This is a genomic window from Thermohalobaculum xanthum (assembly GCF_016623495.1).
In the GTDB taxonomy this organism is placed as follows: Bacteria; Pseudomonadota; Alphaproteobacteria; order Rhodobacterales; family Rhodobacteraceae; genus Thermohalobaculum; species Thermohalobaculum xanthum.
Map to the genome: position 1 here is coordinate 94,780 of NZ_JAEHHL010000009.1, position 11,742 is coordinate 106,521.

The following is an 11,742-nucleotide window of genomic DNA, read 5'->3' on the forward strand; positions in this document are numbered from 1 at the left end:
AAGACGAAAAAGCCGCGCCCGTCATACGAAGGGCACGGCCCGAATTCAACGTGCGCTGCCGCGGGCGGCGGCGCGGCTCAGCCGGTGGTCGTGGTGCCGTCCGACGCCAAGCGCAACTGTCGCGCCCGGGTGAGGATCGCGTCCTCGAGCTTGCGCGCCGTCTCGGGATTGACCTCGGCGGGTGCCCAGACACCGGATTCGTTCAGCCGCTCGCGGTAGACTGCGACCTTGAGCGACGAGGCCGAAAGCTCGGTATTGAGCAGATAGGCGGTCACCTTGAAACGCTCGCCCTCGGCCTCGGGGGTCATGCCCCAGTCGGTCGCGATCACCCCGGTGAAGGGATCGGTCGAGGCCAGCGGCAGGAACGAGAGCGTATCGAGCGAGGCCTGCCACAGGAACTTGTTGACCGGGATCGCGCCCTTGCGGTCGCTCTCGCCGCCGCCGAAGACCTCGTTGAGCGTGCCGATGCTGAAGCCGCCCTCGCCGAAGATCGAATCGTCGCGGTCGGGGTCGAACTCGCGCTGGGGTCCCGAGCGCGGCCCGGTCGGTTCTTCCGCTGCCAGCTCGCCCGAACCGGCGCCGCAGCCGGCCAGAAGCAGTCCGCCGGCAGCCACAAGCGACATGGCCAATCGTCTTCTCATCCTGCCCTCGCGGTTTCCAGAACCTCCGGCGCGCACTGCGTCTCTTATACGGAGCCTCCGCGCCGCGCCGTCTCTAACATAGCCGAACAAGGCTGCCTAGCCGTTCGCGGCTTGTTGCCAAAATGCACCGCAGTCGACTCACCGCTTGAACGGTGGCGTACATCTGATTGACGACATGGGGCTCTCGGGTAAGAAAAGCGTGGTGGGGCAGGCGAGCCTCCTGAAAAACTCGGTGGGGACAACCTCGCCGACTCGGATTCTGAAACACACGTGTGGAATCGAAAGAGGGACACAATGAAGAAAGTTCTCCTCAGCACCAGCGCAATCGCGCTTGCCGGGGCGTTCGCTTCGACCGCGAGCGCGGCGGAGTGGAACGTGCGGGTCGGCGGCTACATGGAGCAGTTCGTCGCGTACGCTGACTCGGACGTTGACGGCCTGGCGGGCGAGAAGCTCGGTGGCGTGGACTCGAAGCAGGATGCGGAAATCCACTTCATTCCGACCATCACCCTGGACAACGGCATCAAGTTCGGCGCCAACATCCAGCTCGAGGCCAACACCTCGGGTGACCAGATCGACGAATCCTACATGTTCATCCAGGGCTCGTTCGGTGAGATCGACCTCGGTTCGGAAAACTCGGCCGGCTACAAGATGACGTATGCCGCGCCTGACGTGACCTTCCTGAACGTCAACTCGGGTTCGACGACCGCGTTCATCCCGTGGTCGGGCAGCGTCACCAACAACATCGGCACCAGCGTCGCCACCGGTTCGGACGTGTTCCGCGGCACCCTGGGCGCGACCTACATCGAGAACGACCGCAACAACGACGCTCAGCGCATCACCTACTACACCCCGCGCTTTGCCGGCTTCCAGCTCGGTGGCTCGTTCGCACGTGACGCCCAGCAGGACAGCAATGCCCAGGTCAACCTCGACAACATCACGGGGAACTACATCGACCTCGGCGCCAACTACGTGAACTCGTTCGGCGAGTTCGACGTGGCCGCGTCGGCCCGCTGGGGCATCGGCTTCAACGACGCCGCTGGCGCCGACGATCCGACCGTCCTGGCCTTCGGTCTGAACCTCGGCTACGCCGGGTTCACCATCGGTGGTTCGTGGGCCGAGCAGAACAACTCGTCGGCCGGCAACGCTGACGGTACTGCTTGGGATGCGGGCATCAGCTACGAGACCGGCCCCTGGGGCTTCTCGTTCACCTACTTCCACGGCGAAAACCAGGACAACGAGAACGTCGCTCTCGGCCTGGGCCTGGACGAAGAGGTCAGCCAGTACCTGCTCGGCGTGAACTACACCCTGGCCAAGGGTGTCAACCTCGGCGCCTACGGTGCTTATGTCGACTTCGAGGAAGACGCGGGCGACGGCTCGGCGGTCGGCGCTCTGACGCCCGGCAACGACGTCGACGGCTTCATCATCGGCACCGGTGTGAAGATCTCGTTCTGATCCTTACCGGATCGGTCATGGATCTGGGGAGGGGGGCTTTGCCCCCCTCTCTCTTTTTGTTATAGGCGTTGGCCGGTTCCAGGCATCGGCAGAGCGAGGGCGCGGGGTCATGCCGACCAAGAACATTCTGTGGCTGGCCTCCTATCCCAAGTCGGGCAACACTTGGGTTCGGATTTTTCTCGCCAACTACCTGTTCGCAAAGGACGAACCCGTCCCGATCAACGAGGTGCATCGCCTCGGCATCGGTGACTCCGTCACGGCGACCTACCGCAGGGTGGCGAAGGGAAATTTCGATCCGCTCGACCATCAGCAGACCATCGCGCTGCGCGGCAAGGTGCTGCGCGCCATTGCCGCGAACGACGCCGACATCAATTTCGTGAAGACCCACGCCATGAACTCCAAGGCGCTGGGCGTCGACCTGGTCCCGCAGCACCTGACGCGCAGCGCCGTCTACCTCGTGCGCAACCCGCTCGACATGGTGGTGTCCTATGCGCGCCACTATGGCATGACCCATGCCGCCGCCGCCGCCGGCATCGCGCGCGACGACAACACCACCGTGGGCAACAGCGGCTCGGTCAAGCAGTTCCTGGGCAACTGGTCGCGGCATGTCCGGTCCTGGACCCGCACCAAGGCCTTCCCGGTCTTCGTGATGCGCTACGAGGACATGCTTGCCGATCCGAACACCGCGTTCGAGGGCCTAGTGCGCTTCATCGGCCTGACGCCCGACGCGGGCAAGCTCGAACGCTCGATCCGCTTCTCTTCGTTCGAGGAAGTGAGCCGGCAGGAGAAGACCTCCTCGTTCATCGAGCGCTCCGAGAACAGCGAGCGGTTCTTCCACACCGGCAAGTCGGACCAGTGGAAGGACGCGCTCGCCCCCGAGATCATCGAGCGGATCCGCAAGGACCACCACGACGTTATGGCCGAGTTCGGCTATCTCTGAGAGCGGCCCGTGCCGGGCGCGTCCGGCCCGCGGCGAGAGGACGAAGACGACATGCAGACGGCGCAACGCATCATCTGGCTCGCCTCCTACCCGAAGTCCGGCAATACCTGGACCCGCAGCTTCCTCGCCAACTACTTCGCGCCGAAGGGCGGGGAGCTCGACATCAACTCGCTGCGCCAGTTCACCACGGGCGACGTTCGCCAGGATTTCTTCGACCGCGCGGCCGGGCGGCCCTTTCACGCGTCGGATTTCGACGAATGGCTGCTGGTGCGACCCAAGGCACTGCGGCTGATCGCGCTCTCCAAGCCGCACCACCATTTCGTCAAGACGCATTCGCGCATCGAGCGGATCGGCCATATCGACCTGATCCCGCCCGAGGTCACCGCCGCGGCCATATACATCATCCGCAACCCCTTCGACGTCGCCCAGTCCTACGCCCGGCACCTCGCGACGGATCTCGACGAGGCGATCGACCGCATGCTCGACCGGCGCGCGATGAATTTCGGCCCGACGATGATCTGCGAGGTCCTCGGCAGCTGGGAGACCCATGTGCAAAGCTGGGTCAACGCGGTCGGCCTGCCGCTCCACGTGATGCGCTACGAGGACATGGCCGGAGATCCCGAGCGCGCCTTCCGCGGCCTGCTCAGCTTCCTGCGCGCGCCGGTCAACGATGGCCAGTTGCGCCGGGCGATCCGCGGCTCCTCCTTCGACCAGCTGCGCAAGCAGGAAGAGAAGGCCGGCTTCGTCGAGCGTCCGCCGGGAATGGAGCGCTTCTTCTCCAAGGGCAAGGCCGGCAGCTGGCGCGACGATCTCGCACCCTCCCATGTCGCGCGGCTGCGCGAGGCGTTCCTGCCGACCATCGTGAAATGGTATCCCGAGCTGGTCGAGGAGACCGCGAGCTTCGCGGCCGGCAAATGAGCGCGCTCGCTGATATCCGCGCCCGGATCGGGGCCGCCGCCAGCGCCGCCGGCCGCGCGCCCGCCGAGGTCACGCTCGTCGCCGTCTCCAAGGTCCAGCCACTCGACCGCGTCGAGGCCGTGCTGGCCGAGGGCCACCGCGTCTTCGGCGAGAACCGCGTCCAGGAGGCGGCCTCGAAGTGGCCCGCCTTCCGTGAGTGCTTCGACGGCATCGAGCTTCACCTCATCGGCCCGCTCCAGTCGAACAAGGTCCGCCAGGCCGTCGAGCTCTTCGACGTGATCCAGTCGGTCGACCGGGCCAAGATCGCCCGCCGCCTTGCCGAGATCATGGCCGAGACCGGCCGCCACCTTCCGGTCTTCGTCCAGGTCAACACCGGTGCCGAGGCGCAGAAGGCGGGCTGCGCCGTCGACGAGACCGAGGCGCTGGTTGCCGAATGCCGCGCGCTCGGTCTCGACCTGCGCGGCCTGATGTGCATCCCGCCGCTCGAGGACGACCCCGCGCCCCATTTCGAGCGGCTTGCGCGCCTTGCCGAGCGTTGCGGCCTGCCGGGCCTGTCGATGGGCATGAGCGGCGATTTCGAGCAGGCCATCGCCCAGGGCGCGACCCATGTCCGCGTCGGCTCGGCCCTGTTCGGCGCACGCGACTACGGCTGAAGTCTCTCATTCAGAAAGAAAAAAACCCGGAACCCCATTCGGGAGTTCCGGGCCAAGGCGGGGGCGCGCGCTCGCGCACCCCCAGGGGAAATGTGCGGGCTCAGACGAACTGCGAGCCCTTGCCGAACTCGGGATAGGCCTCCATGCCCAGTTCGGCGCTGTCGAGGCCCAGCATCTCCTCTTCCTGGCTGACCCGGATGCCCATGGTCATCTTGAGGATTCCCCAGACCACGCCCGAGACGACGAAGACGAAGATGCCGATGGCGACGATCCCGGTCAGCTGCGCGCCCAGGCTCGTGCCGGGGTTGGTCAGCACCACCGCGATCGTGCCCCAGATGCCGGCGATCAGATGGACCGGGATGGCGCCGACCACGTCGTCGATCTTGAACTTGTCGAGCATCGGCACGGCCAGCACCACGATCACGCCGCCAATGCCGCCGATCACGATCGCCATGAACTGCGACGGCATGAGCGGTTCGGCCGTGATCGACACGAGGCCGGCCAGCGCGCCGTTCAGCACCATGGTGAGGTCGACCTTGCCATAGAGCAGCTGCGTCAGCACCAGGGCCGCGACTGCACCGGCCGCCGCGGCGACATTGGTGTTCACGAAGATCCGGCTGACATCCGTCACGTCACCCAGCGAGCCCATCGCCAGCTGCGAGCCGCCGTTGAAGCCGAACCAGCCCAGCCACAGGATAAAGGTGCCAAGCGTCGCCAGCGGCAGGTTCGAGCCCGGGATCGGGTTGATCCGGCCGTCCTTGTACTTGCCCATCCGGGGCCCGAGGATCAGCGCGCCCGCCAGCGCGGCCCAGCCGCCGGCCGAGTGCACCAGCGTCGAGCCAGCGAAATCCGAGAAGCCCATGTCCGAGAGCCAGCCGCCGCCCCACTGCCACGAGGCCTCGATCGGGTAGATGATGCCGGTCAGCAGCACGGTGAAGCCCAGGAACGGCCACAGCTTGATGCGCTCGGCCAGCGTGCCCGAGACGATCGAGGCCGTGGTGGCGCAGAACATCAGCTGGAAGAAGAAGTCCGAGGCCGAGGAATAGCCGGTGGCAAGGTCGTTGCCGCCCACCTCGTCGATCGACTTGGCGCCGATCGCGCCGATCACGTCGGCGACGATCCAGCCGTCATCGCCCGGATACATCAGGTTGTAGCCGACGAGGTAGAACATCAGGGCCGCGATCGAGAACAGCGCGACGTTCTTGGTGCACTGCATCGCGACGTTCTTGGTGCGCACGAGGCCGGCTTCGAGCATCGCGAAGCCCGCCGCCATCCACATGACGAGGAAGCCGCCGATCAGGAACAGCAGCGTGTTGAAGATATAGACCGAGTTTGCGGGAACCTCGGGCGAAGCCTCCTGCGCCAGCGCCGGGCCGGCGGTCAGCAGGGCTGCCGACAGGGCGCCGGCAAGGGTCAGCTTGTACTTCATGGTGTTTCTCATGGCTCTCTTCTGATCGCGGCGCCTTCAGAGCGCGTCTTCGTTGCGTTCGTCGGTGCGCACGCGCACCGCCGCTTCGACGTTGACGACGAAGATCTTGCCGTCGCCGATCTTGCCCGTGCGGGCGGTCGAGGCGATCGTCTCGACCAGCCGGTCGACCTGATCGTCGGGGGCGACGATCTCGATCTTGATCTTGGGTACGAAGTTCACGACGTATTCGGCGCCGCGGTAGATCTCGGTATGCCCGCTCTGGCGGCCATACCCCTTCACTTCCGAGACCATGAGTCCCTGAACCCCGATCGCGGTCAGGGCCTCGCGGACCTCCTCGAGTTTGAAGGGTTTGATGACGGCAATGACGAGTTTCATCTGTCTCCCCAGCTTGCGTGTGACCGTGCGGATCACTCGCGGGGGTGACATTCAAGACCCGTGCCAGTTTCTGGATCGACGGGAAATTGGTTGAAACTCAAGGGAATTTCGACCCAGTTCATGTGATACTGCTCAGGATTTGCGCAAAAAATCCCGGCAACACGCGTATCGCGCCGCGTCAATGCTCATATTTTAGGCATTCCTGCGACCGCGCCACAGTCACCCACTATCTGTCACAATGCACCTGCACGGGCTGGCGTCAGCGGACGCCAGGTCATATCTAGCACGCAGCGAAGCCGGGATCCGGCACCCGCCACCGGGGGACACGTGGCCGACCGAAGCAAGGGCAAGACGAAGCAGGAGCCCGCGAGGCGCAAGGGCGAGACGAGCCGCAGGAAACCGGCGAATGACCCCGGGCCGCTTGGCCGGGCGGTCCGCTTCGTCGTTCTGGGGACCCTCGGCCTGCTCTGGCGCATCTTCTGGCGACTTGGTCTCGTGGGCGCGGCGGTGCTGGCGCTGGCGACGGGCTACTACTACACCCAGCTTCCCGCGCCGGGCGTTCTCTTCGACGGGCGCGGCGGCGGCTCGGTGACCATGCTCGATCGCGACGGCAACGTCTTCGCCTGGCGCGGCGAGCAGTATGGTGGCGAGTTGCGCGCCACCGAGGTCTCGCCCCACCTGATTCACGCCGTGGTCTCGGCCGAGGACCGCCGCTTCTGGGATCACGCCGGCGTCGACCCCCGGGGGCTGGCGCGCGCGATGCTGGTCAACCTGCGGGCCGGGCGCATCGTCCAGGGCGGCTCGACCCTCACGCAGCAGGTTGCCAAGAACGTCTTCCTCACCGCCGAGCGCTCGCTCGAGCGCAAGCTCAAGGAGGTGCCGATGGCACTGGCGCTCGAGCTGAAATACGACAAGGAAGACATCCTCTCGATCTATCTCAACCGGGTCTATCTCGGCGCCGGAACCTACGGGTTCGAGGCGGCGAGCCAGCGCTACTTCGGCAAGTCGGCGCGGCTCCTCACGCCGGCCGAGGCAGCGATGCTCGCGGGCCTGTTGCGCGCGCCCTCGCGCTACGCGCCGACCTCGGATCTCGACCGGGCGCAGGGCCGCGCCAGCGTCATCATCCGCCTGATGGAGGAGGAGGGCTACCTCACCCAGGCGCAGGTGACCGAGGCGCTGGCCAATCCCGCCCGGCTCAGCGCCGCGGCGGCCGCGCGCGCCGGCGGATATTTCGCCGATTGGGTGATGGAAACCGCGCCCGGCTTCCTCGCCAAGGACACGACCGAGGACGTGACCATGGCGACCACCTTCGACCCCGAGATCCAGCGCAAGGCCGAGGCCGCGCTCGCCCGCGTCTTCGACGAGAAGGTGAAGGAGGGCTCGACCGCCCAGGCCGCGATCGTGGTGATGAGCCGCGATGGCGCGGTGCGCGCCATTGTCGGCGGCCGCGAGCATGCCGCCGGCCAGTTCAACCGCGCAAGCCAGGCGCTGCGCCAGACCGGAAGCGCGTTCAAGCCGGTGGTCTACGCCGCCGCACTCGAGGCCGGCTGGTCGCCCAACGACATCGTCGAGGACGCGCCCCTGACCATCGGCAACTGGTCGCCGTCGAACTACGACAACCGCTTCCGCGGGCCGATGACGCTGACCGATGCTCTTGCGAACTCGATCAACACGGTCGCTGTGCGAGTCTCGGAACAGGTCGGGCGCGAGCGGGTGGCCGAGCTCGCCACGCGCATGGGCATCACCTCGCCGATCGCGCCGGGGCCCGCGGTGGCACTTGGCACCTCCGAGGCCACGCTGGTCGACATGACCGGCGTCTTCGCCACCATCGCCAATGCGGGCCGTTCGGCCGCGCCCTACGGCATCAGCGAGATTCGCCTGCGCGGCGACGACCTGCCGCTTATGCGCGGTGATGCCGGCAGCGGCGCGCAGGTGATCTCGCCGCGCTCGGCGGGGCTGCTGACCTACATGATGCGCGAGGTGATCGAGGCGGGCACGGGACGCCGCGCGCGCCTGCCCGCACACGAGGCCGCCGGCAAGACCGGCACCACCCAGGCCGCCCGCGACGCGTGGTTCATCGGCTTCACCGCCGACTACGTGACCGGCGTCTGGATGGGCAATGACGACAACACGCCGCTGACCGGGGTGACCGGCGGCGGCCTGCCCGCCGAGATCTGGCGCGAGGCGATGACCGCCATCCAGGACGGCATCGAACCCAAGCCCCTCGATATCGTGACGCCCGAGCCGTCCTCGGTCATCCTTGCCGAGGAATTCGGCCGCGGTCGCGACACCGTGGTCGAGCGCGTGTTCAACGACGTGCTGCGCGGACTGCTGGGCGGCGGCGACACCCGGAGCGGCGGTGGCGGCGGCGGCGATTTCCGGCCCGGCCGCGCCTCGGACCGCTGAGCCCGGCAGCCGCGGAGGCCCGGTCAGCCCAACCGCAATCAGTCGAAGCGGAAGGCGTGGAGCCTGCGGCCCTCGTCCCTGAGCCACGCCCGCTCGGCCCGATGGTCCGGCCGAAGCCGCTCGACCAGCGCCCAGAAACGCGGCCCGTGGTTCATCTCGACAAGATGCGCCGCCTCGTGCGCGGCGACATAGTCCTGCACCTCGGGCGGGGCCATGGCGAGCCGCCAGGAAAAGCTCAGCCGCCCGGTGGACGAGCACGATCCCCAGCGCGAGCGGGTGTCGCGCAGCGCCACGCCCTGCACCTTGCGGCCGAGCGTCCCGGCGTAAGCCTGCGCCGCGGGCACCAGCACCGCCCGGGCCTGCTCGCGCAGCCATGCCGCGATGCGCGGCCCGGCCGTCCCGTGCCCGGCCAGGACCAGCTGTCCGCCCTCGATCCGCGGCGCCCGTCGCGGGCCCTCGGCGGCGACGATCTCAAGAAGACTGCCGCCCACCGGCAGCTGCACGCCGTGACCAACCCGGACCCCCTCGGGCTGGCGCGCCAGAGCGCGCTCGAGCCAGCCGGCATGGCGCTCCAAGAAATCCTCGGCCTCGCGGCGCGGCACGCATGGCGGAAGGGTCAGCACCGCGTCCTCGCCCGGCGCGCCCAGCCGCAACGTGAAGCGCCGCGCGCGCGCTCACCTTGAGGCGCACGGCGACGGGCAGGTGCGAAAGCGCGATCCGGTCGGCGGGCATGGCGTCGAGACTGGCGCGACCGCGCGCGGGCTTCAACCCCGGACCATCTTGCGGTTGGCGCGGATGAAATCGCGGATCTTCGGCTGGATATGCATCCGGAAGCGCGAGCCGTTGAACACGCCGTAATGCCCGACCTTGGGCTGGGTGTAGTGGAACTTCTTGGCCTCGGGAATGTTCTCGCACAGCGCCAGCGCCGCCTCGGTCTGGCCGCGGCCGGTGATGTCGTCCTTCTCGCCCTCGATGGTCATCAGCGCCGTGTCGCGGATCGCGGCGGGCCGGATCGGACGGTCGCGCAGCGTCAGCTCACCCTTGGGCAGCGAGTGCTTCTGGAACACCTCCTCGACCGTCTGCAGGTAGAACTCGGCCGACAGGTCCATCACTGCCAAGTACTCGTCATAGAAGGCGCGGTGCGCCGCCGCCGAGTCGCCGTCGCCGCGCACCAGGTTGCGGAACTGGTCGACATGGGCGTCGACATGGCGGTCGAGATTCATCGACATGAAGCCCGACAGCTGCAGGAAGCCCGGGTAGACGCGCCGCAGGAACCCGCGGTTCGGCCAGGGCACCATGACGATCATGTTCTTCTCGAACCACGAGATCGGCCGGGTCGTCGCCAGCCGGTTGGGCTCGGTCTCGCTGATGCGGGTGTCGATCGGGCTGCCCATCAGGATCAGGGTCGCGGGCCGCGCGGCGTCGCCGTCCTCGGCCATCATCGCGGCCGAGGCCATGCAGGGCACCCCCGGCTGGCAGACGGCCATCACGGTGACGCGCTCGCCGTCCTTCGCCAGGAACCGGCAGAATTCCGAGATGTAATCGGCGAAGTCGGCCAGGTCGAAGCGACCGTCCGAAACCGGGATGTCGCGCGCGTCCGTCCAGTCGGTGATGTAGACCTCGTGCTCGGGCAGCATCGCCTCGACCGTGCCGCGCAGCAGCGTGGCGAAGTGGCCCGACATCGGCGCGACCATCAGCACCTTGGGGTCATTGCGCGCCTCGGCGACGGTGGCGTTGCGCTTGAAGTGCACGAGCTGGCAGAACGGCTTCGAGAGCACGACCTCCTCGATCACCGGGACCGCCTCGCCCGAGATCTCGACTTCCTCGATCCCGAACTCCGGCTTGCCATAACGCTTGGTCGCGTTGACGAACATCTCGAAGGCCGCCGCGGTCGCGCGGAAGGGCAGCGCCTCGCGCAGCGGGAAGAAGGGATTTCGCAGCGCCTGGGACGACATCCGTGCCGCCGTGCGCATCGGACCCATCGCGGCATGGGTCATCTCGTATGCGTGATAAAGCACTTCCGTGTCCCCCGGATCCGGTATTCTGCGATTTTGTGACAGATTACGCGCCGATGCATCCCCCGGCAAGGGCTTCTTCGCAACTGCACAATGAGCCGCAGGCGCCCGTGTGCCACTTGGGCGGGCAATAGGCTTTGACAAGATCGCCGGTTCTGTGGCAAGGGCGCCTTCTTCAAACGACACATGGTCCGTCAAAGGGGTGGTCCAGATGCCGAATCCGGAATGGGGCGTGAAGCGCACCTGCCAGACCTGCGGCGCGCGGTTTTACGACCTCATGCGCGATCCGATCCTGTGCCCGAGCTGCGGGTCGCAGTTCGATATCTCGACCGTCACGCGCGTCAAGCGCGGCAAGCCGGCGGCCAAGGCGGCCGCGGTGGTCGAGGATGACGAGGATCTGATCGACGATGACGACGACGCGCTCGACGACGATGACGACGACGCGGTCGACGATGACGACACCGACGACGATCTGGTGATCGCCGATGACGACGACGAGGACGAGGTCACCACGCCCAAGGCCAAGTCGGCCAGCGCTGGCGATGACGACGACGATGTCATCGACGACGACATTGCCGACGACGACGAGGAAGAGTTCGACTCGGACGTTCTCCTCGTCGACGAGGAGGAAGAGGAAGACGATCTTCCCCTCGACGACGTCAAGCCGAAGGGCGCGGGAGAGGAGTGATCCCGGGCGCGGATCCGGCTCAAGTTTTCGCTTGAACCACCGCGCCCACCTCCCTATGTTCCGCGCACGCCGAAAGGCGCCGAGTCTTGGGGGCCATAGCTCAGTTGGGAGAGCGCTTGAATGGCATTCAAGAGGTCAGGGGTTCGACTCCCCTTGGCTCCACCAAGACACAGCCGCCGGATCGACACGCCAAGGGCCGCCACGAGCGGCCCTTTCGCGTTCCGG

At 67.0% G+C, this 11,742-nt stretch carries 11 protein-coding genes and 1 tRNA gene; 7 read left to right on the forward strand and 5 right to left on the reverse strand.

Annotation, left to right across the window (positions count from 1 at the left end):
- Positions 1-77: 77 nt before the first annotated feature.
- Positions 78-623 carry a DUF3576 domain-containing protein gene (locus H0I76_RS15165; protein ID WP_200611470.1) on the reverse strand — a complete coding sequence of 182 codons (546 nt, stop codon included), beginning with the start codon at positions 621-623 and terminating at the stop codon, positions 78-80.
- Between the two features lie 312 nt (positions 624-935).
- Here H0I76_RS15165 and H0I76_RS15170 point away from each other — a divergent pair, with 312 nt between their 5' ends.
- The 4 genes from H0I76_RS15170 to H0I76_RS15185 all read left to right on the forward strand — a co-directional run bounded on the left by H0I76_RS15170 (position 936) and on the right by H0I76_RS15185 (position 4,604).
- Positions 936-2,093, forward strand: coding sequence for a porin (locus tag H0I76_RS15170; RefSeq protein WP_200611473.1), 1,158 nt, complete (start codon positions 936-938; stop codon positions 2,091-2,093).
- Between the two features lie 109 nt (positions 2,094-2,202).
- Complete coding sequence (locus tag H0I76_RS15175) at positions 2,203-3,033, forward strand: sulfotransferase domain-containing protein (RefSeq protein ID WP_200611475.1); 831 nt, start codon at positions 2,203-2,205, stop codon at positions 3,031-3,033.
- 51 nt (positions 3,034-3,084) lie between these two features.
- A complete protein-coding gene (locus H0I76_RS15180; protein WP_200611477.1) occupies positions 3,085-3,951 on the forward strand; it encodes a sulfotransferase domain-containing protein in 867 nt (288 codons plus the stop codon).
- Entirely contained in the window at positions 3,948-4,604 is a 657-nt protein-coding gene (locus tag H0I76_RS15185; protein ID WP_200611479.1) for a YggS family pyridoxal phosphate-dependent enzyme, read from the forward strand. The genes H0I76_RS15180 and H0I76_RS15185 overlap by 4 nt, the downstream gene beginning before the upstream one ends.
- Before the next feature lie 100 nt (positions 4,605-4,704).
- Here the strand turns inward: H0I76_RS15185 and H0I76_RS15190 are convergent, their stop codons facing one another.
- Positions 4,705-6,045, reverse strand: coding sequence for an ammonium transporter (locus H0I76_RS15190; protein ID WP_407704275.1), 1,341 nt, complete (start codon positions 6,043-6,045; stop codon positions 4,705-4,707).
- Between the two features lie 24 nt (positions 6,046-6,069).
- The gene (locus H0I76_RS15195; RefSeq protein ID WP_200611481.1) at positions 6,070-6,408 is read right to left on the reverse strand and encodes a P-II family nitrogen regulator; all 339 of its coding nucleotides are present in this window, start codon (positions 6,406-6,408) and stop codon (positions 6,070-6,072) included.
- Between the two features lie 276 nt (positions 6,409-6,684).
- Between H0I76_RS15195 and H0I76_RS15200 the strand changes: the two genes are divergently transcribed.
- Entirely contained in the window at positions 6,685-8,814 is a 2,130-nt protein-coding gene (locus H0I76_RS15200; RefSeq protein ID WP_407704277.1) for a transglycosylase domain-containing protein, read from the forward strand.
- Positions 8,815-8,852: 38 nt separating this feature from the next.
- Here the strand turns inward: H0I76_RS15200 and H0I76_RS15205 are convergent, their stop codons facing one another.
- Positions 8,853-9,437 (reverse strand): M48 family metallopeptidase, encoded by a 585-nt coding sequence (locus tag H0I76_RS15205; RefSeq protein ID WP_325166464.1) that lies wholly within the window; start codon positions 9,435-9,437, stop codon positions 8,853-8,855.
- Between the two features lie 141 nt (positions 9,438-9,578).
- Complete coding sequence (locus H0I76_RS15210) at positions 9,579-10,832, reverse strand: polyhydroxyalkanoate depolymerase (protein WP_200611488.1); 1,254 nt, start codon at positions 10,830-10,832, stop codon at positions 9,579-9,581.
- Between the two features lie 208 nt (positions 10,833-11,040).
- On the opposite strand from H0I76_RS15210, the gene H0I76_RS15215 reads away from it, so the two are divergent.
- Both H0I76_RS15215 and H0I76_RS15220 read left to right on the forward strand, forming a co-directional pair.
- Positions 11,041-11,517, forward strand: coding sequence for an FYDLN acid domain-containing protein (locus tag H0I76_RS15215; protein WP_200611491.1), 477 nt, complete (start codon positions 11,041-11,043; stop codon positions 11,515-11,517).
- Positions 11,518-11,606: 89 nt separating this feature from the next.
- Positions 11,607-11,682: transfer RNA gene (locus tag H0I76_RS15220), tRNA-Ala, on the forward strand.
- Positions 11,683-11,742 lie beyond the last annotated feature (60 nt).

Excerpts from the sequence above, each read along its gene's own strand:
- H0I76_RS15165 (WP_200611470.1), bottom strand. The coding sequence starts at position 623 with ATGTCGCTTGTGGCTGCCGGCGGACTGCTTCTGGCCGGCTGCGGCGCC.
- H0I76_RS15170 (WP_200611473.1), top strand. The coding sequence starts at position 936 with ATGAAGAAAGTTCTCCTCAGCACCAGCGCAATCGCGCTTGCCGGGGCG.
- H0I76_RS15175 (WP_200611475.1), top strand. The coding sequence starts at position 2,203 with ATGCCGACCAAGAACATTCTGTGGCTGGCCTCCTATCCCAAGTCGGGC.
- H0I76_RS15180 (WP_200611477.1), top strand. The coding sequence starts at position 3,085 with ATGCAGACGGCGCAACGCATCATCTGGCTCGCCTCCTACCCGAAGTCC.
- H0I76_RS15185 (WP_200611479.1), top strand. The coding sequence starts at position 3,948 with ATGAGCGCGCTCGCTGATATCCGCGCCCGGATCGGGGCCGCCGCCAGC.
- H0I76_RS15190 (WP_407704275.1), bottom strand. The coding sequence starts at position 6,045 with ATGAGAAACACCATGAAGTACAAGCTGACCCTTGCCGGCGCCCTGTCG.
- H0I76_RS15195 (WP_200611481.1), bottom strand. The coding sequence starts at position 6,408 with ATGAAACTCGTCATTGCCGTCATCAAACCCTTCAAACTCGAGGAGGTC.
- H0I76_RS15215 (WP_200611491.1), top strand. The coding sequence starts at position 11,041 with ATGCCGAATCCGGAATGGGGCGTGAAGCGCACCTGCCAGACCTGCGGC.